The organism is Shewanella sp. HL-SH8 (assembly GCF_051165765.1).
GTDB classification, from domain to species: Bacteria; Pseudomonadota; Gammaproteobacteria; order Enterobacterales; family Shewanellaceae; genus Shewanella; species Shewanella glacialimarina.
In genome coordinates this window covers 2112623-2139194 of sequence record NZ_CP195039.1, presented here as the reverse complement: position 1 = coordinate 2139194, position 26572 = coordinate 2112623, and the positions used below count along the sequence as shown (strand labels likewise).

General features: G+C 41.0%; 17 protein-coding genes and 1 tRNA gene. 12 read left to right on the top strand and 6 right to left on the bottom strand.

The window, feature by feature from the left end; all coding sequences use genetic code 11:
- Positions 1–84 precede the first annotated feature (84 nt).
- On the top strand, positions 85–1338 hold the full coding sequence (locus ACRWQN_RS09480) for an HD-GYP domain-containing protein (RefSeq protein WP_434940562.1): 1254 nt from the start codon (positions 85–87) through the stop codon (positions 1336–1338).
- 76 nt (positions 1339–1414) lie between these two features.
- Here the strand turns inward: ACRWQN_RS09480 and corA are convergent, their stop codons facing one another.
- Together corA and yejK are read right to left on the bottom strand one after the other, a co-directional pair.
- Positions 1415–2362, bottom strand: a complete 948-nt coding sequence (corA, locus tag ACRWQN_RS09475) for a magnesium/cobalt transporter CorA (protein WP_434925893.1) — start codon at positions 2360–2362, stop codon at positions 1415–1417.
- A 269-nt stretch (positions 2363–2631) separates the two neighbouring features.
- Entirely contained in the window at positions 2632–3660 is a 1029-nt protein-coding gene (gene yejK, locus ACRWQN_RS09470; protein ID WP_226410217.1) for a nucleoid-associated protein YejK, read from the bottom strand.
- Positions 3661–3812: 152 nt separating this feature from the next.
- Between yejK and ACRWQN_RS09465 the strand changes: the two genes are divergently transcribed.
- From ACRWQN_RS09465 to ACRWQN_RS09455, 3 genes are all read left to right on the top strand, one after another.
- Positions 3813–4025, top strand: coding sequence for a YejL family protein (locus ACRWQN_RS09465; protein ID WP_226410218.1), 213 nt, complete (start codon positions 3813–3815; stop codon positions 4023–4025).
- A 69-nt stretch (positions 4026–4094) separates the two neighbouring features.
- Positions 4095–5882, top strand: a complete 1788-nt coding sequence (locus ACRWQN_RS09460; RefSeq protein ID WP_434940561.1) for a DUF3413 domain-containing protein — start codon at positions 4095–4097, stop codon at positions 5880–5882.
- Positions 5883–6062: 180 nt separating this feature from the next.
- A tRNA-Pro gene (locus ACRWQN_RS09455) sits at positions 6063–6139 on the top strand.
- Positions 6140–6464: 325 nt separating this feature from the next.
- Here ACRWQN_RS09455 and ACRWQN_RS09450 read toward each other — a convergent pair.
- Positions 6465–7286 carry a hypothetical protein gene (locus ACRWQN_RS09450; RefSeq protein ID WP_434940560.1) on the bottom strand — a complete coding sequence of 274 codons (822 nt, stop codon included), beginning with the start codon at positions 7284–7286 and terminating at the stop codon, positions 6465–6467.
- Positions 7287–7714: 428 nt separating this feature from the next.
- Positions 7715–8218 carry a hypothetical protein gene (locus ACRWQN_RS09445; protein WP_434940559.1) on the bottom strand — a complete coding sequence of 168 codons (504 nt, stop codon included), beginning with the start codon at positions 8216–8218 and terminating at the stop codon, positions 7715–7717.
- An 855-nt stretch (positions 8219–9073) separates the two neighbouring features.
- Here ACRWQN_RS09445 and ACRWQN_RS09440 point away from each other — a divergent pair.
- Positions 9074–9418 (top strand): hypothetical protein, encoded by a 345-nt coding sequence (locus tag ACRWQN_RS09440; protein ID WP_434940558.1) that lies wholly within the window; start codon positions 9074–9076, stop codon positions 9416–9418.
- Between the two features lie 40 nt (positions 9419–9458).
- On the opposite strand, the gene msrQ is transcribed toward ACRWQN_RS09440, so the two are convergent.
- Positions 9459–10064, bottom strand: coding sequence for a protein-methionine-sulfoxide reductase heme-binding subunit MsrQ (gene msrQ / locus ACRWQN_RS09435; RefSeq protein WP_434940557.1), 606 nt, complete (start codon positions 10062–10064; stop codon positions 9459–9461).
- A complete protein-coding gene (gene msrP, locus ACRWQN_RS09430; protein ID WP_434940556.1) occupies positions 10064–11098 on the bottom strand; it encodes a protein-methionine-sulfoxide reductase catalytic subunit MsrP in 1035 nt (344 codons plus the stop codon). Before msrP ends, msrQ begins: the two co-directional genes overlap by 1 nt.
- 179 nt (positions 11099–11277) lie before the next feature.
- Here msrP and rmuC point away from each other — a divergent pair, with 179 nt between their 5' ends.
- The 7 genes from rmuC to ACRWQN_RS09395 all read left to right on the top strand — a co-directional run bounded on the left by rmuC (position 11278) and on the right by ACRWQN_RS09395 (position 26571).
- Positions 11278–12768: a DNA recombination protein RmuC gene (gene rmuC, locus ACRWQN_RS09425; protein WP_434925883.1), complete on the top strand. Its 1491-nt coding sequence runs from the start codon at positions 11278–11280 to the stop codon at positions 12766–12768.
- Positions 12769–12893: 125 nt separating this feature from the next.
- Complete coding sequence (locus ACRWQN_RS09420; protein WP_434940555.1) at positions 12894–14837, top strand: transglycosylase SLT domain-containing protein; 1944 nt, start codon at positions 12894–12896, stop codon at positions 14835–14837.
- An 88-nt stretch (positions 14838–14925) separates the two neighbouring features.
- Positions 14926–15837: an AAA family ATPase gene (locus ACRWQN_RS09415; RefSeq protein WP_434940554.1), complete on the top strand. Its 912-nt coding sequence runs from the start codon at positions 14926–14928 to the stop codon at positions 15835–15837.
- 11 nt (positions 15838–15848) lie between these two features.
- Entirely contained in the window at positions 15849–16934 is a 1086-nt protein-coding gene (locus ACRWQN_RS09410) for a DUF58 domain-containing protein (RefSeq protein WP_226410227.1), read from the top strand.
- Complete coding sequence (locus ACRWQN_RS09405; protein WP_434940553.1) at positions 16924–18990, top strand: transglutaminaseTgpA domain-containing protein; 2067 nt, start codon at positions 16924–16926, stop codon at positions 18988–18990. The genes ACRWQN_RS09410 and ACRWQN_RS09405 overlap by 11 nt, the downstream gene beginning before the upstream one ends.
- A gap of 75 nt (positions 18991–19065) precedes the next feature.
- Positions 19066–22674 (top strand): exodeoxyribonuclease V subunit gamma, encoded by a 3609-nt coding sequence (gene recC, locus ACRWQN_RS09400; protein ID WP_434940552.1) that lies wholly within the window; start codon positions 19066–19068, stop codon positions 22672–22674.
- Positions 22675–22761: 87 nt separating this feature from the next.
- The gene (locus ACRWQN_RS09395; protein ID WP_434940630.1) at positions 22762–26571 is read left to right on the top strand and encodes a UvrD-helicase domain-containing protein; all 3810 of its coding nucleotides are present in this window, start codon (positions 22762–22764) and stop codon (positions 26569–26571) included.
- The last annotated feature ends 1 nt before the right edge of the window (position 26572 follow it).

Below are 26572 nucleotides of genomic sequence, written 5' to 3'. Positions count from 1 at the left end.
TGTAAAGTCTGAGTAAGTTTTATTCTATCTAACGTTTAACCATATTTATCTATGAATTTGACCTGAGCCTAATCACCCACTTTTATGAAAAAAAATGTCAAAATAGCAGTTTCAGAACTTAAAGTTGGTGTTTACGTTAGCTTGCCTATCTCGTGGAAAGATCATCCTTTTTTATTCAGTAAATTCAAAGTTACCTCACAAACTCAAATTGAGTTGATAAAATCATTAGGCGTAAAAGATGTCTTTTACGATCCTGAACGAAGCGATATTCAACCTGTTACAACGGATAACCCTTCGGATTTAGAAGCGGTCGATGAGGCCTCACTTGATACCATTAAACAAGATATGCTCGATTACAAATCAGAACGTATCGATAAGCAGCAAAAACTAAAGCGCAATATCAAAAAAACTGAAAAGCAATTTGAGCGTTCAGTGTCAATGATGCACTCAATGGTCGGTAAAATTGCTAGTCGTCCACTTAATGCTGTCAGTGAGGCTAAAGATCTCATCAGTAACCTTACTAATCTGTTACTGGATGAAGATAACCTTGCGTTACACTTAATGGAAAATGCCAACCCTAAAGATATTATCCACCACCATTCGTTAAATGTGTCTATGGTGTGTATGTTAATGGCGAAAGAACTTGGCTGGAGCCGAGAAGAAATTGAGTTGTTGGGTATTGGCTGTTTATTTCATGATATTGGGAAATTAAAAATCCCCTCAAATATCTTAAATAAAGTAGTGCCATTATCAACACCAGAAGAAAACCTAGTCAAACAGCACCCATTAATGAGTATTAACTTTTTAAAATTAGCTGACACTTTTCCGGAAGAAGCTAAACCGATGATAACCCATCATCATGAGTATTTAGATGGCAGTGGCAGCCCGCAAGGGCTAAAAGCGGATCAGCTGGATAAGTTTGCTCAACTGATTGCGGTGGTCAATACATACGATAATTTATGTAACGGCAGTCATTTAGTTAAAGCTAAAACCCCCAGCGTCGCCCTAGGCTTATTGTATAAAAACTATAAAAATAAGTTGAATGCAGAATACGTACAAAAATTAATAAAAATGCTAGGAATTTATCCACCAGGTAGCATTGTAGAACTGTCAAATGGCCATTTTGGCTTAGTTATGTCGGTAAATTTAAATAACATTTTATTTCCGTCAATCGTTGCATATGACCCCATAGTTCCTATAGCGCAATCGCCAATCATTGAGTTAGAAAAAGAAGGCATGAGTATTGTAAGAAGTCTTCCAGCCGCAGCTTTACCCGAAAAAATTCATAAGTATTTAAATCCAAGAGAAACCATTAGCTACGCATTTGGTCAAGGCTAATAAACGCAGTATAAAAACCAATAAATACAAAAATGGGCAGTGTTAAACTGCCCATTTTGTCAAACTTGCGCAAATGCTATAGCCAGCCTTTTTGTTTAAAAAAGAAGTACGTACCTGCTGCACTGGCAAACATTAACCCCACCGCCATCGGATAACCTAAACGCCAATCTAACTCTGGCATCAAAGCAAAGTTCATTCCATAGCTACTAGCAATCAAGGTTGGGGGTAAAAACACCACCGCCGATACCGAGAAAATTTTAATAATTTTATTCTGTTGCAGACCACTGAAACCCATAGCAGCATCAAGCAAAAATTTTAATTTATCGAAAATAAACTGGCTGTGTGGCATTAAAGATTCAATATCCGATAACATTTCACGAATGTCTTTCAGGTTCTCATCGGACAAATTCTGTCGGTAATAACGTTGTAAATAGCGCAATGAACGCTGGGTATCAAGTAAACTTAAGCGAATTTTGCCATTGGAGTCTTCTTGTAAAGTGATTTGTTTAAATACGGCATCCAGTTCTTCGTCATTAAAAACCTGCTCACTCAAATTGTCCAGTACGCTATACACGTCTTCAATCAAATCAGATAGATAATCAACTTTAAGGGTGAATAACTCTAATAATAAGCCTTCAGGGGTTTCGGTATCTAGGCGGCCTAAACGCATATAATTACGCAGTAAACGGATTAAGCCGATATCTTCTTCACGTATGGTTAATAGAAAATGCTGACGTAAATTAAATGAAACGTTGACCGCTCTGACATCAGAGCCAACCCGTTGTGGAAATAGCGAGTTAATATGCAAACCATCTTGGTTTTGGAAAAATCGAGCGGATGCCTCAATTTCTTTGATATCTTCCTGGTCGGACACTTCCTCAGCAGAAAATCGACTCAACCAATCACGTTGTTCACTATCTGGTTTATATAAATCCAGCCAGAGAATATTATCCGGCAAAGAGTCTTCAATAGAAAGTTCAGTAATTGTGAGCTGATGATTTTTGTAGGCGTAAGCGGTAATCATAGAAGTCCCCCATTTACACACGGTTAACACCATTGTGTTACCCTGCAGGATGTTGGTAAAAACTGGCGCTAGTTTACTAATTTAAAAGCTAATGAAAAGTAAAAAGTACAATTAATACCCATTTATATTGCTATATGGTCTCAAAGTGGTGTTTTTAGCCTTTAATACCTAAAAAAAGCGCCTGTGGTAGGCGCTTAATTTTAAAATGCTGCTTTTATACTCAAATCTGCCAATATGCTTGACACATCAGTCTTAAGTACAATATCAGACTATTCACCCTTTAATCGACGATCTAACTGATCTTTTAAATTAGCCGGAACACCTTTTATTAAAAGGGTGTCTGATATTGGGTCATAAATAACTCTCTCACCTAAATGGCCACCATCAAAACTTAAAGTCACGCCACCACCAGTACCAGAAAACTTTTTCAAACTGCGCAAACTGGCTTTATCTGCGGGAAATTCATCATCTAATTCATAATTGCCACCACAGGCAAAATCATAAAATGATTCCATGCCTTGATCAGCCAGTTCATCACCCAAATCTTTCACTTCAATGTCGGCACCAACATCGGCACGTTCAGCGCAGTATTCAAACACCTTGTCGCGACATTGTTGACGTTCATCTTTGGTTAATTCACTGCCAGCGACAAAGTCTTCAACCGCATGAATCAAGGTTTTGTTCTGTGCTTTTGTATTTACGCCTTCAACACAACCCATAAAATCTAAAAAGAAATCAGCCACTTTACGGCCTGCTCTGCCGCGAATAAATGAGATATATTTCTTTGAGGCTTTATCGGCCTGCAATTCGGTTAAATCAATGCGCGCAGCTAATTGAATATTGTTTAAATCTAAATGATTATTCTGTGACAGCTCCATATCATCTAACACTGTCATTGATGACTTAGCACTAAGCAGCGCAACAAACAGATAATCACTGGCCATGGCGGAATAACATGACATCAATAAAAAACCGCCCTGGGAGAAGTCATACTTGGTTAATTCTTGCTGAAGTAACTTACTGGCACTCACGGTAAAATCAACAAAGCCTGACTGACCTTCACGGTATGATTGAAGTGCATTAGCAAACGCATCATTAGCATCGCCATCTTCATTTGGCACACCAAAATAGCCAAAACCTTTACCTGCTTTACTTGAATAGGTTTGATGTAATTCTTCCAGCATAGCCTCAACAGCTTTACTATTTAATAAAGGTTGCGGACGTAATCGGCAGGCCATTTGCCCCTGACTGTCGAGTGAGATTTCATGAATAATGGCTTGTTCGATATTAATCGTCATAAATGCGATAACCTTTGGTGAGTCAAATATTGCTAAGAAGACTGAGCATGATATAACGATTTTAATCATGAAGGTATAGAAAACATGAGGCGAGCTTGATTGAAATCCGTTATCATATACAACAATTGAGAACTTATTTAGACAAGAAAAACATGGCCATTAAATCAAAATACAGCAACACCCAAGTAGAAGCCTTAATCAGTGAGATGTTAGCGCTATTAAACAAACATCAAGCCCCTACCGATTTAAGCTTAATGGTATTAGGCAACTGCGTCTCTCATTTATTAGAAAAGAAAGTCCCAACAGAATCACGTCAAATGGTTGCGGAGCAGTTTGCTAAGGCACTTACTCAGTCCATTAAATAATGCATTGAAAGTGAGTTAACAGACCTTGTTAGCTATCGATAATCTATCTAAGAAGGGATCCATTAAGGCATGATCGAGCGCAGAAAGCAGATGACACGAGATAAAGTCTCGCGCCTGGTAAATTGGGGGCATTGGTTTGCCTTTTTCAATGGCTTGCTCGCCATGATTATTGGTTCCCGTTATATTGGCAGTGTCGGCCAACCAGACTCCATTATAAGTTGGGGCTATCTTGCGTTAAGTACCATAGGGCATTACACATTTTTAGCCTTTATTGTGTACGTAATTTTTATCTTCCCAGTCAGTATCATCTTACCCTACTCCAAAATTCTACGAGGATATGCCGCCTTTGTAGCCTCAATGGCTTTGTATATTCTGCTCTACGACACGATTATTTATGATGACTACGGTATTCATCTCAGCCCGTTTGCATTTGATTTAGCCTGGCAAGATTTAAATGCCTTACTGCATAGCACCTCTTATATCGTCACCCCCATTGTCATTATCGTTATTGAACTCACCGCGGCCAACTTTATCTGGAAGCGAATCGATAAAATTCAAAAGAAACAATGGGGCAATAAAGTGGTGCTATTTGTTGGCGCCTGTTTTATTAGTAGCCACTTAATTCATATTTGGGCTGATGCCGCCAATATTACCGACATCACTCGTTTTGATGACGCCTATCCGGTTTCATATCCAGCAACAGCCAGAACCTTTATGGAATCACACGGGGTTGATGGCAACAAAGTGACCAGTGAGATTGCTCCGCAAACGCCGAATTTGCATTACCCCATTGAACCACTGCAGTGTCAGGCTGACACGCCAACCAATGTGCTAGTCATTGCTATTGATAGCTTACAAGCCGCAATGATTGATGATGTCACCATGCCTTTTTTAAGCCAGTACACCCGCGAGTCACTTAACTTTACCCAGCATTATACCGGCGGCACTCAATTTAAAAGCAGTATGTTTACCTTAATGTATGGTTTACAAGGCAATTATAGCGACAAGCAAGATTTTGGGGTTATGTCACCCGTCATGAACCAGGAATTAATTCGCCAGGGTTATCAGCTAGGACTATTTACCGCCCGCTCACAGGCTGAATTAGCATCAACCGGCGCTATGTTTAAAGGGTTTCAACCCCATATCAGTGTCAGTGAAGATGGCAGTGCCACAACCGATATTCAAAATATTACAGCCCTTAATCAATGGCAACACAATCAAACCCAACCCTGGTTTGCAGTACTTAACCTATCTGCACCACAAGATTACGATACACCCGTTGGCTTTTTGGGCATTGAAACCATAAAAGCGCCAACGTCATTAAAATCGGCACAAAAGGTGCTGTTTAACCAATATCGCCAGTCTTTAAAGTTTATTGATAATCAGCTTAGTCAGTTGTTGCCTCAAATAGATGACAATACCATAGTGTTTATTACTGGCACCCACGGCCAAGTTTTCACCAGCAGTATTGAAGATGCAAGGCGCGATTTGTCTCCTGACAATGTTAAAGTGCCATTAATCATCCACTGGCCTAACATTACCCCCAGTGAGATTCATTATCGCACCAGCCACTACGGTATTGCGCCAACGATTTTAAGCAAAGTATTGGGCTGTACAACAGCCAGTGAGAAATACAGTTCTGGCAGAAGTTTATTAGAGCCTAACCAAGAATCTTGGGTATATATTGGTAATAGCCGTGAATTTGCGATTTATCAAAAGAATGAGATAACCGTTCTAGGCCGATATGGAAAGTACCGTATATACGATGCTAAATTTGAACGACGTCTTAACAAGAAAATGAGTGCGCCAGAGTTGATTCAAGTGATGCGTGAAGGTCGCCGATTATATCAAAACTAGCTAATGGCATTTAACGCGAAGCCGTCCTTCTAATAGCGTCAAATGAGTTAACTTGAATAGAATATAATCAGTCAATAAATGCTGATTAACTAAGTGCTTGCGCCGAGCCCGTTCAATTGATACAGTGCTTGCTCACTAAGTTTACCCCACTAATTTGAAGCTTAGTAATGCAACAACATTCGGTATGTAGCGCAGCTCGGTAGCGCACTTCGCTGGGGGTGAAGGGGTCGGAGGTTCGAATCCTCTCATACCGACCAAATTAAAAAAGCCAGCTTAATCGCTGGCTTTTTGCTTTTCTGACATACAAGTTAAGGCGAGTTACTGTTATGAACTTTACGTCAAAGGTATAAATAATCGTGGGTGGCCATGTTTCGTGTTTTTAGCAAGATTGGCAGAGAAACAAGCCCGTTTACGCTAAAAACCACCGCTAAACGCCCATAAAAATGGCTGCATCAAGTAGCCAATCAGAGTTGGGGCAATTTTTTTGGTACCAACGCCGCATTAAGCGGACTAAAATAGTGGGTTAAAATGTGTAGGGAAGCGAAACCTAACACACTGTTTTAGTATCGTTTAAATGCCTTGCTATGTTCGTTTTAATAAAGATGGATGGGCTTCATTTACTCTGGCCAAATAAAGGCTTTTATCCTGATAGCCTAGTTTATTAGCTTTATCCAAAATTACCATCCCACGATAACAGACCTCTCCAATCAAATTAATAATAGTTGGCCAATTATCAAATAGTTTAACTTCTGACACATTTATCAGATGATCAATTTTTGCCAAGTAATGTCTCAAGTGAACAATTGAATTGATCTCGTGCATTGGAAGAATATTTGAATAAATAAGAATCTTATCTATTGCAAATTCTATATCTATTTGAGTTAGCTTTAATTCACCAACAACAATACCTTTTGAAATATGCTTTCTTAATGGGCCAACATAGTCGGGATTTGAAAGGTGAATCATATTTCCATATTTAAAGGAAAGCTCTGTAGCTCCCGAACGAGGAGATTTCTGTATAAAATAGTTCTCAATTTCAAATTCAGCTTCAAACTTGATAATAAGATCATTTACGCATTTAGCTAGGCTGTGATAATCACAGTATAAAGTCTCATATGCAAACCTCTCTCTAGATTTTTTAGGAATATACACATCTAAATACCAAACTGAAAAACCAATTAGATAACCACTAGACAAGGTAAAAAGGATTTCCCCATACCCTTTATTTTTTTCAAATATAGGAGAGAGATAATTTAGCATTTCAGGTAACGGGACTGTTGATTCCTTAATAAGAAAGTAAATGCAAACAAAAAACAAAAAAATTATAAATTTATCTCTATTCTCGATATACGCTTTATGCTTCTTAAAAAATTTATTTTTTCTAAAAATTCGAGAAATTTTCAATTTGGAATACTTCCTTATAAGTCGGCATAACTGATTAAGAACATAACATTTTAGTATTTGTCCGTTGCACTGTTTGCATGGCACAAACCGCTTGTTAGATTTGGCCTATGCCGAGTCAAGGTTAATGGATACACGTTATGCTATAGGAATTTGCTTTTTTTGATGCAGGCTAGGGGCTGCAGAGCAGTTTTGAAATAATTATGAGGCTTGGTTTGTACGTATTTCATTGCAACTCCCTTGTCATAATTGTGTTCCATCACATCTTTTTAAAGTCTAACTGATTCAATGAGGTTAATACACTCGATTGAGTCAACATTTGGCTCCGCGCAGAGGCTTGGCATCAAGCGGACAAAAATATTGGGGTGAAATGTGTAGAGAAGCGGAACCTAACCAACTGTTTTAGTTCCGTTTGAAATTCTTGATATGTGCTAAAACTGGTAACCAACTTGAAAGAATCCGCCGAAGCTATGTTCGAATTCAGCATTAGTAGCATGAACAGAGACACCAAAAGTTGTGCCTGATTTATTTATACCATTCATAAAGTAGGTATAACTTACACCAGCACCATAAATATCACTTTCATGATTATAATACTCTACACCTTCTGTAGTTGTTGTATAACTAGAGTAAGACTCTTGACCGACTAAGCTTATATAAACACCAAAACCGTGCTTATTCGAGTTAGCACCAAATAGATTCGTTTTAATCCAGCCAGCACCAAAGCCACAAGTCGAGCCACTAATAGTGCTGTACTCAACACAACCTGCTGATATGTACTTTAAATCATTTTCAGATACAAATGAAAAATTTGTTCCAATACCACTATACATAGCGCCCAAGCCTAGACCGATAGAGTAATCCGTATCTTGACTATTCTCTTCAGCGAAACAATTAAGGGAGATAAGAGGCAGCAGTAAAGCTAATTTTTTCAAGGTATTTCCTTATATTTTGAGAATAAAAAATGCCGGCCTAGCATTTGCACATAACCTGTAAGTGATAATTCCGATAAGCATTCTGAAAAGCCAACCAAAACCAAACATCTATATCACTTTAGTTATCAATAATTTCAGCAAATTATCAGATTTCACATTTCGAATCAATCACTCTTTAGTCTAGCTGAAACCGAGAGTGATATGGCTCATTGAGTAAATAATTTTTTAAACAAAAGCGCTTTAATTCAATGTACTAGAGTTTTTATTAAGATAAAAACCAAGAGTTTTGTGTCAAAGAAATCTAACCTCAGAATATATACGGCAGTAACATTTTTATCTTGGAAAATAAAAAGATCGAGGGTGATAAAAAGTTGGTGTTTGAGGGGGGCAAAGCTATGCGAACTTTAAAGAAACTCTGAAAGGGATATAACTAGACATATTCAATTACTTAAATACGGCCTTACTACCTTGATACTGATTGGTTTTGATAGTTTAAATAGGGTTAATAAAACAACACAAGCCGCTAAATTTTTCATATGCTGTGAAGCTCTGCGCTTTCCTCCGCAGTGAGTCGAGCTAGAAGGACCTTTGATTTAAGCCCCTGCAAACCGAGTTTCATCGCCCTCAACACCTGTTTCTTTAATGCTATAACGCAATACATGCCTTTAATAAGGGTTAAATCATCTTGTCTGATACAACGGCTATGATTTGTCATCTGGATCTGTTTGCTAGTTAATCTTCGCGCGATATTTTGTGGTCGCTATGGTGGCGTGAATCTATTAAATGTGAACAGGCAAACATAATGCCGTTTTGATAGGGCGTAGAATGAGGCAAAATTGATGTTGGAGGTTATTTATGTGGTGGAGAGTGTTGATTATTTCAATCGCTTATTGGTTAATTGGCGCGCATTTTCTTCGGTTTAACCATATTGAACTGGCCATTATTGCTGCAACTTTACCCTGTTTAATGTTTGTAAAACATGCCGTTGTCTCACGACTGTTACAGTTAGGTTTAGTGCTGGGCTGTATTTTTGTTTGGGGAGTATCAACGGTTGATTTTGTGCAAATGCGTCTAACGATGGATGCCCCCTGGCTTAGGCTGGCTAGCATTATGGCTGGTGTGGTGGCTTTTACGTTATTCGCCGCCTATTGCTGTAATGGCTTAACCAGAAAAAACAAAGGACTACACTTATATTATTAATCACCCCACATAAAATGCGAGGCGATGTATTTCACAAAAGTTACTGCTGCGACGGCAAGTATTTCGCTAGCTTTTGCTTGCGTAAGTAAACTAACGCCAAACAAATCACAATATAAATACTGGGTTCAATAATTTCAGATTTAACCGACCAGTAAAAATGCACTGGTGCTAGTAAAGCGACTAGATAAACCCAGTTATGCAGTTGTTGCCAGCGCTTGCCCATTTTCTTCTTAACCGCCATAAACGAGGTCACGCTCAGTAGTAGCAAAATACTATAGGCTAACGCGCCAACCAAAATGTAAGGTCGTTTGATCACTTCTTCGAGTAAAAAGCCCCAGGCGAACAATAAATCTAAGCTGATAAATGCGCTGATATGTAATGTTACATAGGCAAATACATATAAGCCAATTAAGCGCCGAGTTTGTAATAACAGCCCTTGTTTGAGGTATTTTGCCAAAGGTGAAACCACCAAGGCTGCCAGCAGACTATTTAAAGCCCCCATGCCGGTAAAATGAATAATGTATTGCACAGGGTCGCCGCCAGCATTGTCACTTAATACCAAATATACCAAGTACAACATCGGCAAGATGAAGGCGATGTGTAAACCGCCTTTTAACCACCACAAACCCCGTGAAGTGATCCGCATTAATAATATTTCCTTAAATCGAGGTTTTTATATAAATCGGCAACCGTGTCAGCATAACCATTAAACATTTGCGTAGGAATGCGTTTAGCTGAAAATAAGCCACCCTCACCTATGCTTCGCTCCGATGCCTGTGACCATCTTGGGTGATCAACTTGTGGGTTAACATTGGCATAAAAACCATACTCATTAGACGCGAGCTGATTCCAACTGGTGGGTGGTTGCTTGTCCATAACCCGAATTTTCACAATCGATTTAATGCTTTTAAAGCCGTATTTCCACGGTACAACTAAACGAACAGGCGCACCATTTTGCGGTGGCAGCGTTTTGCCATATAAACCGACCGCTAGAAATGCCAATGGGTTCATTGCTTCAGCCATAGTTAGCCCTTCAACATAAGGGTAATGAATACCCCCGCCCATTAAGCGACTTTTCTGCCCGGGCATTTGATCTGGGTCAAACAAGGTTTCAAATGCAACATGGGTTGCGGATGATTTCACGCCTGCTTCTTTTAATAAACTGGCGAGTGAAAAACCGACCCAGGGCACCACCATAGACCATGCTTCAACACAGCGTAATCGATAGGTTCGCTCTTCTAATGCAAAGCGTTTAGTTAAATCATCTAAATCTAAGGTAATTGGCTTGTCTACTAACCCTTCAATTTGCAGTGACCAGGGGTTGACCTTAAATTGTTGTGCGTTTTCAAAAGGGTCTTGTTTACTGGTGCCAAACTCATAAAAATTATTATGGCGGGTGATTTTATCTTCTGGGGTTAAGGTGTCTGGTATAACAAATGCTTTAGGTTGGGCAAATTGCAATGGTGAGGTGGTAAATGGAGGCGTTGATTTACTGCTGCCAAAATCAAATAAACCGGCTTGTACATATCCTGGAATACTGGCACCTAATGCACCCAGCCCTAGGGCTTTAACAATATTGCGTCTGTTTTTAAAAACAGACTCAGGTGTCACTTGATTATCCGGTAAATCCCATGCCGATTGGCGTTTTATTCCCCTGGTAAAGCGTGTTTTATTCACCATGTTATTCCCTCAATACTGTATTACAACTACCCATTAGACAGGTTAATACGCGATAAAATTTCATTTCGATTCAAAAATAAACGAATCACTGAAAAAACATTAAATTGTTCACCATAATACTTGCAGGCCAAACTTTTGCATGCGAATCTTATCGCGTTTCTATTTCAAAGGGTTAGGTTATGCCATTCGTTGTTGATTTCACACCGCCACAAATAGCCGCCATGGTTGCTATAGGGTTATTAAGTTTTTTAATAGGTGCATTACTTAACCAAAGGTTGACCCGTCAACGTTGGGAACAATTAAAACAAAAATACGAAGCTGAAGCGACTTTGGCTTTGATAGAGCAGCAACGTCAGGTTGTTCAAATCCAAGATATCCTCGATGATAAAATTGATAACTTAAATCATCTCCAGTCTAAGCTGGAATCTTATATTAGCCAACTTGCTAGAGCGCAGGCGCAAGTTGAGCGTATTCCTCACTTAGAGCAACAATTAGAAGACAGCCATCGAAAAATATTAGAGTCACAACTTAATCTGTCAAAATCTAATGCCATGCAGCAAACCATCATGGCTAAAAGCGAAGCCGAAAATAAAGCATTAGAAGATAAAATCAATTTACTGGAAGTGGCTGAAGAAAGATTAAAAGTTCAGTTTGAAAACCTTGCCAATCGTATTTTTGAGCAAAAAAGTGAAAGTTTCAAACAACAAAATGTCACTCAAATTGACGGCGTTCTAGGCCCGCTTAAACAGCAGTTAGATGGATTTAGGCAACAAATTCAACAGTCGTATAATCATGAACAATCTGAGCGCAGTGCATTAAAACATCAATTAAACCATTTACGTGAGCTCAATTTAAAAATGAGCCAAGATGCCATCAATCTGACCAAAGCACTTAAAGGTGACAATAAACAGCAAGGTAATTGGGGCGAAGTCATTCTTGAAAGAGTATTACAAGAAAGTGGCCTACGTGAAGGACATGAATACGACACCCAGCAAGATTTAAAGAATGATGATGGTAAACGATTTAAACCCGATGTGATTGTTCATTTACCCGATAACAAAGATGTGGTGATTGATGCCAAGATGTCGTTGGTTGCGTATGAGCGCTACTTTAACAATGATGATGAAGATATTCGCCAGCAAGCGTTAAAAGATCATGCCCTATCCATTCGGATGCATATCAAGGGACTCAGTCAAAAGGATTACCATAAACTACATGGACTAAAAAGCTTAGATTATGTGCTAATGTTTATCCCTGTTGAACCGGCATTTTTACTGGCAATAGAGTACGACCCTAGCCTAATTAATTTTGCCCTAGAGCAAAATATTATGCTGGTTAGTCCAACCAATTTATTAGTCGCTTTGCGGACCATTAATAACATATGGCGCTACGAGCATCAGAATCAACATGCACAAACCATTGCTAAGCAAGCGGCTAAAATATATGACAAATTGTGCAGTTATATTGATGACATGGACAAACTAGGACGTGCGCTTGAGACTGCTGATAAAAGTTATCAGCAAGCAATGGCTAAATTATCTTCGGGTAAAGGCAACTTAATACGCCAGGCGCATACCTTACAATGCCTGGGGGTCGACTCTAGCAAGCAGATTGGTAAGCAAATACTTAACCGCGCACTCGATGAGTCATTAGACAAAACTGAAGGATAAAATGGCAAAATTAATCATCAGTTAATTATTTACTTTAATACTGTTGATGTTTTAGCAATTTAACGAAAAACTTATTTTAAAAACTTTATCGCAAACGATGTACTGAGGCGGAGATTCTCATTTAAATGCGTACTACATGGATTAATACATGTTCACCTAAACGACTAACAACCTTACTCGTTGTCACAGCGCTGACTATTTTATCTAGCACCCCTGCTAATGCCTACACGGCTAAACAGCAGCAATATCTTGATGCGAAAAAAGCCTTAGACAGCGGACAAACCAGCCGTTATCAACAACTCAGAAAACAGCTAGGTGATTATCCATTAGCCATTTATCTTGATTATCACACCAGTATTGATGACATTGTGCGTATGCCGGGCAATAAAGCCTTTAGTGCCATCGAGCAGTTCAATACTATGCCTTTGTATAATTCAGCTCGATATCGTTATTTGATGAACGCTGGTAATACCCAGCGCTGGCAAGACTTTTTAGCTATCTCACCGACAACGCCTAATGACATGCGTTTACAGTGCTATTTTTTACGTGCGCAATTAGCAACGGGTGATAAAACTGCTGCATACAAAGGCGCGGATCGACTATGGCTGCATGGTCAGTCTAGACCTAAAGAATGTGATCCTTTATTTACTCAGTGGGCCAAAGATGGCTACCGTACCCAGGAATTAGTCTGGGGAAGAATGCTGCTCAGTTTTGATGCAGGACAAACAGGTTTATTAAGTTATTTAAGCCAAAAAGTCAGTAAACATCGTAACGATGCTGAACTGCTATTAAAGGTATACAAAGACCCTAATATATTAAGAAATACCAAACTTTTTAGCAGCTCCAAACCTATTGTGAGTGATATTGTCGATGCAGGCTTAAGAAAACTTGCCAGAAAAAATCTTAAACAAGCCACCAAACTTTACGTTAAATATCAAAAAGCGGGTCGATTCAGTGAGGCCAAAGATCGTCAATTAAATCATTATCTTGTCAGGCGTGGATTGATTTACCAAGAAGAAGCATTAATCGATCATATTGATACTATGTTACCGCTATTGGCATCTGATGACTTATATGAAATGCGCCTTCGCTGGGCTATCCGCCAGCAGGATTTTAATACCGTAAACATTTACCTAGCGCAATTAAGTCAGCAAGGTAAAGAGCATTCTCGCTGGCAATATTGGCAAGCCCGCATGAATGACCAACAGGATACTAAAAAAGCACAGGATAACTATTTAGTGTTGTCTCAACAACGGGATTTTTACGGTTTTAATGCCGCCAAAGTGATCAATAAACCTTTGTCATTTAATGATGACAACTTAACATCAAACAAAGTATTACGCGCAAAGTTATTAGATGACCCCGGAATGTCTAGAGTTATAGAGCTAAGGGCCATTGATAAGTATTTAGATTCGCGTACTGAGTGGATATATCTAATGCGTCGCCATGATAAAGCCATGACAGCTGAATATGGACTTTATGCGCTTGAGCAAGGCTGGTATGACTTAAGTGTTGAGTCAAGTATTCAAGGGCAACAATGGAACGCATTAAATCTGCGTTTTCCTAATGCCGCCAATGAAGAATTTGTTAATGCCAGCAAAAAGTATAAAGTCGATATTAATGAAATTAGGGCTATTTCACGCCGTGAAAGTGCGTTTAATTACTATGCAACCTCAGGTGTGGGTGCCAGGGGGTTAATGCAATTAATGCCTGCCACAGCAAAACAAACAGCACAAAAGAACAAAATTCCCTTTAACGACGTAAAAGACTTATATAAGCCAAGCGTTAACGTCATGTTAGGCAGTGCCTACTATGCCGAGTTATTAAAGCAATTCAATAATAATCGAGTATTGGCAACAGCTGCATATAACGCAGGGCCTGGTAGTGTAAAACGTTGGTTAAAAGCGTCTAATGGATCATTAGATGCGATGAGCTTTATTGAAACCATCCCATACACTGAAACCCGTGAATATGTTCAAGCGGTATTAAGTTATCGAATGATTTATTTACAACAAGATAACCCTAAAGCCGATATGTTTACCAAACAAGAACTGAATTACGCTTATTAAGTCTCCGTTTGAGTTGACGACCAACCTGCCGTCAACTCAAACGCTAAAAAGGGCGATTAAATCAATATTAAAATAAAGAGGATTAACTGTGTCCCATACCACAATCAAACAGCTAATAAGCCAACTTGAACAAGTTTTGCTTGGCAAGCCGATGCAGATAAAATTAGCGGTTGCGTGTATTTTAGCCAAGGGACATCTGCTTATTGAAGATTTACCTGGTATGGGCAAAACCAGTTTGTCACACGGTGTTGCCACGAGTTTAGGCATGAGTTACCAACGAATACAATTTACCAGTGACATGTTACCCGCTGATATTTTAGGGGTATCTATTTTTGATCAAAACCTGCAAAAGTTTGAGTTTCATAAAGGACCGATATTTAATCAAATGTTGCTTGCCGATGAAATAAATCGCGCCAGTCCGAAAACCCAAAGTGCGCTGCTAGAAGCCATGGCAGAACAACAGATTACTCAAGATGGCCATACCTACCCTCTGCCTAATCCCTTTTTTGTTATTGCCACCCAAAACCCACAGGATCAGTCTGGTACGTTTCCTCTGCCCGAGTCCCAACTAGACCGCTTTATGATGCGGATATCGATTGGTTACCCAAGCGCAGAAGCTGAAATGGCCATGCTAAAAAATCAACATCACGGTCATAAGCGTCCACCATTAAAGCAATGTTTAACCTCTGCCGAGTTAATGGATCTACAAGCAGAAGTTAATCAGGTTTCAGCGTCCGATGCGGTACTTAAATATTTATTAGCACTTATTGATATGTCCCGTCAGCAAAACCAAGCAAGTGGATTATCACCTCGCGCAAGCTTAGCCCTACTGCAAGCAGCAAAAGCTTGGGCTGTCATTGAACAGCGAAACTATCTGGTGCCCGAAGATATTCAAGCGGTATTTCATGCAGTGGCAGAGCACCGAATAAGCGCACATGGCCAATTTCAAGCTAAGGCCTTGTCTGATACGCTGCTTGCCAGCGTTAATCCCATTCTTTAATGGTTTTTAAAATGTTTAGCCGCAAAAGTCGTCAAGATAACACTCACCTCCCTGAGCGGCAAAGCTGGGTAATGCGGCTTGTGCCCAATTCTGCTAAAAAAAAGTGGTCCAGATGGATAAGCCGTAGATTACCGCCACAACAAAGAGTCACATTGAGCCACAAAGGTATTTTCATCCTGCCCAGCGCATTTGGTTTAGCTTGGTTAGCACTTATCGTCCTACTGTACTTATTTGGCACCAACTACCAAAACAACTTAGTGATCGGACTTAGCTTATTACTGGCAAGCGTTTTTCATACCTGTATTCTTTACAGCTACAAAAATTTAGCGGGATTAACTTTTAACGCTATCACTCCAGCAGATGCTTACGCCGAACAAACGCATGCTTTCCCGATAATGCTGACCGGACATACCAAACAAAAACACCCTGATACGACTCATCAACAAATTTGCCTGCAATTTAGTGGCCAGCGCCATGTGCGCTTGGCACAAACTGAAGAACAATCGATTGCAACAGTGCAATATGCACACCCAAAGCGTGGCTTATTAACCCCTGGACGTATTAAGGTATGGTCACATTTTCCGTTAGGGCTATTTAAAGCATGGTCGTATGTTGATCTCGATTTGCACCAAGTTATTTTTGCAAAACCACTCGAATGCGACATTCATTTAACCAGTCAAAGCCGTGATGATAATAATGACATCAGTCATGGCAGAATTCGCCCTGGGGTTGATGACTACACAGGATTACGCGGCTATGTAATGGGCGAGTCTTTAAAACAAGTAGCATGGAAACAATGGGCCCAGGGCAAAGGCATGCTAACTAAAGAATTTAATGAACCTGAAGGCTCACCGGTATGGTTGTCACTTGATGATACCCAAGGGCATGATTTAGAACAAAAGCTAGGTAAACTATGCTGGCAAGTGAATTATCTCACTCAAAAAAATCAAGTGTTTGGCTTACTACTCAACCACAACACCTTAGGTCAAAGTAGTGGTGAAAGCCATCGAATAGCGTGCCAAAAAGCCATTGCCATGTACCGCCCAAGTTTCAATATTAATATTGATAAAAAACCAGGAGGCGATGATGCAGGATAACTTTGACAGCATCATTAGCCGCAATACATTGTTTTGGTTATTAATAACCAACGTAGCGGTTTTAACGCCGCAGTTTTCACACGCAACACCTTGGACTATGGCCATTTGCGCCATTTGCTTTGTTTGGCGCATGGGAATTTATTACGGCAAAGTGGCAGCTCCGCCTAAATTATTGGTCAATACCCTCGCAATAGCTGCTGCGGTAACCTTAGGTTTGGTGTCATCGCAAATTGGATTGTTAAATGCGCTAATTAACCTGTTAATTTTGGGTTACGCTTTGAAATACATCGAAATGCGCCAACAAAGAGATGTTAAAGTGGTGGTATTAGTGGGCTACTTCATCATTGCGCTGACCTTGCTAGATCAACAAGCCATTATTAATACCTTACACTTAACCCTTGTCGCCATTATCAATACCAGCGTACTGGTAAGCGTTTATCAAGATAACAGAAAACCTTTAACTAACTTACGTTTTAGCTTAAAAATTATCCTTCAAAGTATCCCACTCGCGATATTACTGTTCGTGGTATTTCCTCGTTTAGGCCCGCTGTGGTTGATGCCCAATATGAAAGCGGCCAAAACTGGCTTATCGGATGAAATGTCATTTGGTGATATCAGTAAATTGACTCGCTCTGATGAACTTGCTTTTAGAGTCGGCTTTGATAATTCTGACGGCAGCACATTAGGCCCAAAAAATGCGGATCTCTATTGGCGCACATTAGTGATGGAAAGCTATGATGGTAAAACCTGGCGACAGGACTCGAATATAAAAGATCTACAGGGTCAATCACGTTACCAAAAATTCAATCGCGCTTTACCACAAGACGACAGTCAAAAGATTAATAAATTGGAGTATGTGGTCATCAGCGAACCAAGCCACCAGCGCTGGTTATACGGGCTTGACCAAGCCTTTAGTCAAGACAGTAATATTGTAGAATTGTCCGACTACAGTCTTTACGCCATGCGGCCAGTAGCCCAACGCCAAAGTTATCGTGTGGTGTCTTACCCTAATAGTGTGATGGATGAAAATTTAACGCCGAACATCCGCAGTATTAATTTAGCCTTACCCGAAAATGCCAACCCGCAAACCTGGCGTTTAGCACAACAATTTAGCCAGCAATACCCGCAGCCTAAAGCCCGTATTAACGCCATGATGAATTACTTTGCTGAGCAAGCGTATTACTACACGCTTAGCCCGCCCGTACTTGGTGATCAGCAAATTGATGACTTTTTATTTGAGAATCGTGCGGGGTTCTGTGCCCATTATGCATCTGCCTTGGTTTATTTAGCCCGTGCCAGTGGAATTCCCGCCCGTATGGTTACCGGATATCAAGGCGGCGAATACAACCCCAAAGCTGGCTATTACAGTATTTATCAATATATGGCCCACGCCTGGACCGAAGTGTGGTTTGAAGGTGAAGGCTGGCAGCGTTTTGACCCCACCGCCATGATTGCCCCACAACGTATTTTAGATGGCTTTGACGCCACATTTGACAGTCAATCTAGCTATTTGTTAGACAGCCCTTTTAGTAGCCTACGGATGAAGCAATACCCATGGTTAAACGATATACGTAATCAAATTGCCAGCATGGACTATTATTGGAGCGTGTGGGTGTTAGGCTTTGACGAGCAACGTAAACAGCAGGTATTGAAAAAGTTACTCGGTGATATCAGTACCAGTAAAATAGCCATCGCTATGTTGGTATCCATCCTTATCATCTTGTTATTTATTGCCTACTTTGCCGGGTTATTTGAATTTAAACCCAAACAAGATTTAATCATTCGCCGCTATAAAACCATTACCCAACTGTTGAGTGTAAAAGGCGCTTCTAGCCCACAACAACAGCCACCTTTAGCTTATGCGCAACAATTAGCACTTGAGCTAACTGAAATACAGCCGCAACTACTGCAGCAATTTAATCTATTTACCGATTGTTTTGTCGCATTAAAATACCAGCCACTTTCAGCGCCGCAATATAAACAAAACCTACGCCAATATACGCGCCTATATTGGTCATTAAGGCTTAAACTGCTAATGATTAAGCAATTGAAATAACATTGTAATATTAGTCGTTGATGCGAGCGAGCTAACCCCATAGAATGGCATAAGATGTTATATTGCGAGTGCCCTATGCTGTCATTAATTCAATCCAATCAAATGGAAGTTCTGTCTGAGCAACTAGCTAAAATGCTGGCAACCCCTTTGCCTAACACTAGCCTGCTGACAACCGAACAAGTGTTAGTACAAAGCCCTGGCATGTCGACATGGCTGCGTTTAGAAGTGGCTAAACATAACCACATAGCCGCAGCACTCACCTTCCCTTTGCCGTCGAGCTTTATTTGGCAACTTTGTCATCAATTACTGCCCAATGTACCAAAGGAAAACGCCTTTACCAAAGCGGCAATGACCTGGAAGTTGATGGATTTAATCCCAAGCTTGCTTGATGACGCAGATTACAGCCCTTTGCAGCACTATTTAAACAATGGCAACCTTGAGGGCGGGAATAACACCTCATCCAACTCACAAGATGCGATTAAGTTGTATCAACTTTCAAATCGTATTGCCGATATTTTTGACCAATATTTGGTTTATCGCCCAGATTGGATCCAGGCATGGGAAAACAACCAACCACTGACTGAAATTAATTCACGTTTTAACTTAGATGAAAACCAGTTATGGCAACCTAAGCTTTGGCGCGCATTAGTGCATTACAATCATACTGAACTAGAGGCGAGCCAATATCACCGCGCTAATTTACACCAGTCCTTACTGAATGCTTTAGCAGACACAACAACCAACATCAGTATGCTGCCTAGTCGGTTATTTGTATTTGGCATTTCGTCCATGCCACCACAAACATTAGAAGTTATTCATGCATTAGCGCAACGTATTGAAGTGGTTATGCTGGCACTCAGCCCTTGCCAGCACTATTGGGGCGATATTATCGACCCTAAAGTCAGGGCCAGAATGGCGTTAAAATACACCCACAAAAAACAACTCGCCGAAGATTGGGAAGACAAACTTGAGGTGGGTAATCCATTACTGGCTAATAATGGCAAAATGGGACGCGAGTTATTAGATTTGCTGTTGAGTTTACCCCCAGAAAACACTAATTTCAGTTATGACTGCTATGTCGAACCAACACCGAATAACCTATTGCACGGTGTTCAATACGATATTTTACAAATGGAAACCCTAGGGCAAGCTTTAGGGCCAGACGCCAGGTTATATCAGCAAATTGATAAACGCCGTTTACTTAAAAACAGTGACACCTCAATTACCCTGCGCAGCTGTCATAGTCCACTGCGGGAAGTAGAAACATTACACGATCATATCGCTAATTTATTAGACGCTAACCCGACTTTAGAGCCAAAAGACATTGTGGTCATGATGCCAGATGTTGCCGCCTACGCGCCTTATATTGATGCGGTATTTGGCACAGTTAACAGTCAATTTTACTCAAGCTTTCAACGCGCCAGTAAAGGGCCACAGCAATTAGCTGTTCCCTATGCCATTGCCGACCGTGGTGCCGCCCAGGAGTCGCCGTTAATTAATAGTTTTTTAACCTTACTGAACATCAATCAAAGCCGTTTTGGGTTAACAGAGGTGCTGTCTATTTTAGAAGTGCCGGCCATTTTAAGGCGCTTTGAATTAGATGAAGATGACTTTGATATTATTAAGCGTTGGCTTGACCATGCCAATGTGCGATGGGGACGAGATGCCAACAGTCGCACCCAATTAGGCTTACCCGCCTTTGGCCAAAACTCCTGGTCATTTGGCATCAAACGCTTAATTTTAGGTTATGCCCTTAATGACCAATCACCTATGTATCAAGGCATACTGCCAGTCAGTGGTGTTGAAGGCCAATCGGCACAAGCCTTGGGAAAATTGATGAACTTTTTGGAAGCGATTGACAATCATACCCATGCATTCTTTAAGCCCAGTTCAACCGCTGATAGATTAAGCCAAATAAACCAATTAATTGAAGACTTCTATCAAACTATCGACGATGAGCAGAGTCAAATACTCACCATCAGAAATGCGCTTGCCAGCTTATCAGATGAGCTTATCGAAGCAGGTCATCAAGCTCAGATTAATATTGAAGTACTCAAGCAATGGTTTAATCAAACCTTAAATGACTCACGCGTGGGCCAGCGCTACCTTGCTGGCAGTGTGAACTTTTGTACCTTAATGCCTATGCGCTCAATTCCGTTTAAAGTGGTCTGTTTACTGGGCATGAACGATGGCATTTACCCGCGAGTACAACATCCGGTCGGGTTTGATTTAATGGCTCACTTTGGCGCCCAAAAAGGCGACCGTTCGCGCAGATTAGATGACAGATACCTGTTTTTAGAAGCGCTACTTTCGGCGCGTGAGCAACTTTATGTCAGTTACATTGGTCACAGCGAGCGTGACAATGCTGAACGCATCCCCTCGATGCTGATTTCAGAGTTAATTGAGTTCTGCCAAATGAGTTATCTGCCAGAGCACTTATCAAGCAACACATTAACCGAGGATGATATTGAACTCATTGAGCAGGCCGTCAGCCAGCAACTTATTCAAGCTCAACCATTACAACCCTTTGATCATAAATTATTCACCCCAGATAGCCCGTTACAAAGCTATCATCAGCGTTGGTGTCCTCCGCCATTAGACCAACAATATGAACAACGGTTTTTCAATCCACAAAAACCGATTATTGCCGAAAAAGATGATCAACTCAGCCGCAGTAATCATAGCCATCAAAATCACGATAAAAGTGATGAACTGGAGCTGTCGGCATTAATTCGTTTCTTTCGCAATCCGGCGCAGTTTTTCTTCAACCGTAGCCTAAAAGTTGATTTAAACTTGAATTTACAAGCCGATGATAATGACGAACCGTTCAGTTTAGATGGTTTAGGCCGCTATAAATTGCAATCTAATCTTATCGATTCAGCCTTATGTCAAGTTAACAGCGATGTCGATATTGAACTACTTAACCAACTCAAAGCCAGTGGTAGTCTACCTATGGCGCCATTTGATGATATTTTATTATCGCAATATCAACGCGATATAGCCCCTTTAATTAATCGAATACATTTTTTACAAAATGAGCAAGCCAGCGAATCGATTAATATCGACTTAACTATGTCAGTCGACTCGGCGAACAATCAGCACTTAAGTCACATAAATTTGGTTGGACGCATCGATGATGTTAGCCCTAAAGGCTTAATCAATTATCGACCAGGCACAGCCCACGGCAGAGATTTAGTCCAGTGTTATATCCGCCATTTATGCCTTAATGCGCAAGGTATAATCAAGTACAGTTACTTGTTAGACATGGGCCATTTTCATTGCTTTGCCCCTATCGATGCCAAACAAGCGCAGATGCAGCTAGAGCATTTTGTGCAGACTTATCTTGATGGGCAACGTCAGCCATTATGCTTCCCGCCTCGTACCGCCTGGCTTTATGCACAAAACGATGGCACACATACTGAAAAACTGTTTGCCGCACAAAAACAATGGCGAGACGATCAGACTCAGCTCGGTGAAGGGTTAGAGCCCCATCATCAACGCTTATTCCGATTTCCTGATGATTTTAGTCAAACTACATTTGGCCAACTAGTGGATACCTTATTACAGCCGATGGTGAGCTTATATCATAAGGGTAAACTCGGTGAGCTAGATGACTTTATCAGTGGTGATGCGGTGACAAAACAAGTGGCTGAAATAGCCAACGCAGCTAATATTAGCCATTAACAATTAAATCATACAAAGTCGGTTTCAGCCGTTAATAAGATAAAAATGAACAGCGAGCACACAGGATTGGAGCAAAATATACCGCTTATGAATAACGCTAAATCAGCTAATATTACCGTGTCAGCGCTGGATGCACTCAATTTGCCTTTTGCAGGCTCTAGCCTGATTGAAGCCAGCGCGGGAACAGGCAAAACCTATACTATTTCAGGGTTATATTTGCGTTTATTGCTGGGTCATGGCGGACAAGCCCCTTTATTATGTGAACAAATTTTAGTGGTAACCTTTACCAATGCTGCCACAGAAGAGCTACGCGACCGAATACGTAAACGGATCCAAATTGCCTATAAACGCTTTTTAGGCGTCGCGACTGATGATCACTTTGTTGAGCAGCTTTATCAGCAGATCCCTGAAGATGAACGCGCCATTGCCCTAAAACGATTCGATTTGGCGCTTAAGTCACTCGACGAAGGCGCTATTTTCACTATTCATGGTTTTTGTCAGCGCATTTTGGCCGACATGGCATTTGAATCGTCATTGCTATTTGAATCAGAATTCACCTTAGACGACAGCGAATACTTACACCATGCCGTGCGCGACTTTTGGCGTGAAGCCTGTTATCCGCTGCCATTGTTTTTAGCCCAACAGATCAGTAATACTTTTGGCGAGCCGGAAAAACTCGCTCAAAAAGTACGTGCCTTACTAGGTGCAAGCCAAGCGATAGCATCCGATACACCGCCAGATTTCATCAAACTTTCAGAGTCATTAGTGCAAAGTCTACAGCGCTTTAAACTGCGCTGGCCTGCTGAACACCCGGCTATGCTAACACTGTTAATGGACTTGCCTTTAAACGGTCAACGCTTTGGTAAAAAAGCCGATGGTTATCCCAAGTTACTGCAACTGTTTGACGATTTAACCCACTGGGTGGCTTATGGCCAGGGTTTACCGCCGTTAAAGCCAATGGAGCAATTAGCGTTATCAGAACTGAGATTAAATAAAGGCGGTGAAATCCCCTCAGCGCAAGATGCGCCGCTACTGGATCATATCGAGCGCTTAATGGCGTTAATTACTGCCATTATTCCTGCATTTTTAGTCCGCGCCCAAGCCGACATTAAACAACGATTTGTGCAACAAAAGCATCAGCGTAATTTGATGACGCCCGATGACTTGTTAACTAGCCTGGCGCAAGCTCTGGAGCATAATCCTGACACCTTGCCTAACGCGATAGCAAAGCGCTTTCCAATTGCGCTAATCGATGAGTTTCAAGATACCGACCCATTACAATTTCAAATATTTAATACCGTATATCAAGCGCCACAAATTGATCCGCACAGCGCACAAGCAGACGGTTCACAAACGGGCGGCTCGGGCATTACCAAACCACAATCAGCCACGCCTAATAACGCCATAGGCATCTTGATGATTGGCGATCCCAAACAAGCCATTTATGCCTTTCGCGGTGCGGACATTTTTACTTATATTAACGCCCGTAATCAGACCGAAGCGCACTATAGTTTGGATACCAATTACCGCTCTTCAGCGCAATTAGTTAACGGTGTTAATCATTTTTTCAATCAGCATGACGATCCATTTATCAGCGATGCTATTCCCTATGATCCCGTCAAAACCCCTGTATCAGCACAAAAAAAGATATTGATTGAAGCGACTGAACAAACAGCGGCACTGCGGATAAAACTGCTTCAAGAAAACGAGCAAACTGGGCTAAACAAAACCACCGCTCGTCAATTGCTTGCCAATGATGCGGCCGCAGAAATAACCCGCTTACTGACAGAAGCACAGGCGGGCGAATGTGTTATCAATGGCGATGCATTAATTGCCAAAAATATTGCCGTATTGGTCAGGGACAGAAACGAAGCCGCTGTGATAAAAGCGGCCTTAAGTGCCCGCAACATTGGCGCGGTATTTTTAAGTCGCGATAGTGTGTTTGATACCAATGAAGCCAAAGAAACTGCCCTTATTCTGCGAGCATTAGCTAACCCCAAAGATGAGCGCGCCATTCGTGCCGCGCTGGCCACGGAATTAATAGGCTATAACGCCAATAAAATTCATCAATTTAATCAGGACGAGTCACTGCGTCAAAAGGTGTTGGACTTATTTGCTCACTGGCACCAGTTGTGGCTATCAAGCGGCATCATGCCTGCGCTACTTAGTCTGGCCAATGACACTAAACTAGTGCATCGACTATTAGCTAAGCCTGCCAACGCTATATCGTCCGAACCTGATATTGACAAAGATGCTAGCGTAAACTCAACAACAGATGACGATGAATTTATCAGTATTAGTGCAAGTGGCGAGCGCCGCTTAACCGACTTTCGTCACCTAGGTGAGTTACTGCAACAAAAGGCCACTGAGTTAGACGGTAGCAGTGCATTAATCAATTGGTTTGAACAACAGCTGCTCGGTACCCAAGGTCAAGATGAGCAACAGCTGCGTTTAGAAAGTGAGCAAAATCTGGTGCAAATTGTCACCATTCATAAATCAAAGGGTCTTGAGTATCCCATCTGTTTTGTGCCTTTTATCAGTCTCGCCAGAGGCGGTAATCGTCGTCCTGAGCCGATGCTATATCATAACCAGGGTAAATTAATTTGGGATATTTATGGCAGTGATGAAGGTTGGGAGCAATATAAACGTGAAACCCTAGCCGAAGACTTACGCCTATTATATGTGGCGTTAACCCGTCCAATTTATGCCTGTTATCTGTATATCGCCAATCAATCACGGCAATTAAAAGCCGGCATAAGCTCACAGCTGCATGAAACAGGCATAGGTTATTTATTAGGCATTACAGATAAGGATTGTGATGGCGAACAAATGGCAGCAAAAGTGGCTCAATTAGCCACAATTGATGCCATCAGTGTTAGCCAAGTGACTGACATTATCGACAATACGGTATTAGTCGACAATGTTGATACAAAACAAATCTATGCTGCCAAGCAAACCACTCGAAAACTTGGCTTACCTTGGCGAGTAGGCAGTTATTCTGGGTTAGTAAAACATCTTGCCCATGAAAAAACCGTTCCCGGCGCCGATGATGAAGACTTTAGTGAAGAAACACTTATTGAGGTTGAACTGCCTGCTGCACATATTTTAGACCGATTTAGCTTTGAGCGCGGTGCCAATGCCGGTAGCTTTATGCATTTAGTATTAGAGCTATTTGATTTCACCCAGGCAGACACTGAGCTGCAACCCGCCTTAATCAAAGCCATGCAGCAATACGGTTTTGATCAACAAGTTTGGTTGGTGCCTTTAACCTTGTGGTATCAACAAATCCTGGCCACACCCTTAGTGAAAACCTTTCTAAATACATCAAACCAAGCGGGCCAACATCCTATTTTTTTACAGGAATTAACCCCACAACAAACCATGGTAGAAATGGAGTTCTATATACCGATCACTGAACTGCATGCTGAAAAGCTTAATCGCTTATTAGGGCAATTTGGTTATGAGAATAACTTCAGCTTTGACACCTTAAAGGGCATGTTAAAAGGGTTTATTGATTTAACTTTCGAACATAAAGGTCAGTTCTATATTACAGATTATAAGTCCAACCACTTAGGCCACCAGCTGCAAGATTACAGCCAAACATCGATGGCTAAAGCCATCAATAGTCACAGATATAACTTACAGTACATACTTTATACGCTAGCCCTGCATCGATATTTACGCCTGCGGATGCCAAACTATGACTATCATCAGCATATTGGTGGCTGTTTTTACTTATTTCTCAGGGGTATGAGTCCTGATGCTGTTGGCTCAGGGGTCTTTTTTGATAAACCTGACGCCGCCCTTATCGACCAGTTGGATAAGTTATTTTCTCATCCTGAACTAGACACTCCAGCAAGCCAACACATCAGTCATAATAACGCGGAGAAGCGATAAT

Excerpts from the sequence above, each read along its gene's own strand:
- ACRWQN_RS09480 (WP_434940562.1), top strand. The coding sequence starts at position 85 with ATGAAAAAAAATGTCAAAATAGCAGTTTCAGAACTTAAAGTTGGTGTT.
- corA (WP_434925893.1), bottom strand. The coding sequence starts at position 2,362 with ATGATTACCGCTTACGCCTACAAAAATCATCAGCTCACAATTACTGAA.
- yejK (WP_226410217.1), bottom strand. The coding sequence starts at position 3,660 with ATGACGATTAATATCGAACAAGCCATTATTCATGAAATCTCACTCGAC.
- ACRWQN_RS09465 (WP_226410218.1), top strand. The coding sequence starts at position 3,813 with ATGGCCATTAAATCAAAATACAGCAACACCCAAGTAGAAGCCTTAATC.
- ACRWQN_RS09460 (WP_434940561.1), top strand. The coding sequence starts at position 4,095 with ATGATCGAGCGCAGAAAGCAGATGACACGAGATAAAGTCTCGCGCCTG.
- ACRWQN_RS09440 (WP_434940558.1), top strand. The coding sequence starts at position 9,074 with ATGTGGTGGAGAGTGTTGATTATTTCAATCGCTTATTGGTTAATTGGC.
- msrQ (WP_434940557.1), bottom strand. The coding sequence starts at position 10,064 with ATGCGGATCACTTCACGGGGTTTGTGGTGGTTAAAAGGCGGTTTACAC.
- msrP (WP_434940556.1), bottom strand. The coding sequence starts at position 11,098 with ATGGTGAATAAAACACGCTTTACCAGGGGAATAAAACGCCAATCGGCA.
- rmuC (WP_434925883.1), top strand. The coding sequence starts at position 11,278 with ATGCCATTCGTTGTTGATTTCACACCGCCACAAATAGCCGCCATGGTT.
- ACRWQN_RS09420 (WP_434940555.1), top strand. The coding sequence starts at position 12,894 with ATGCGTACTACATGGATTAATACATGTTCACCTAAACGACTAACAACC.
- ACRWQN_RS09410 (WP_226410227.1), top strand. The coding sequence starts at position 15,849 with ATGTTTAGCCGCAAAAGTCGTCAAGATAACACTCACCTCCCTGAGCGG.
- ACRWQN_RS09405 (WP_434940553.1), top strand. The coding sequence starts at position 16,924 with ATGCAGGATAACTTTGACAGCATCATTAGCCGCAATACATTGTTTTGG.
- recC (WP_434940552.1), top strand. The coding sequence starts at position 19,066 with ATGCTGTCATTAATTCAATCCAATCAAATGGAAGTTCTGTCTGAGCAA.
- ACRWQN_RS09395 (WP_434940630.1), top strand. The coding sequence starts at position 22,762 with ATGAATAACGCTAAATCAGCTAATATTACCGTGTCAGCGCTGGATGCA.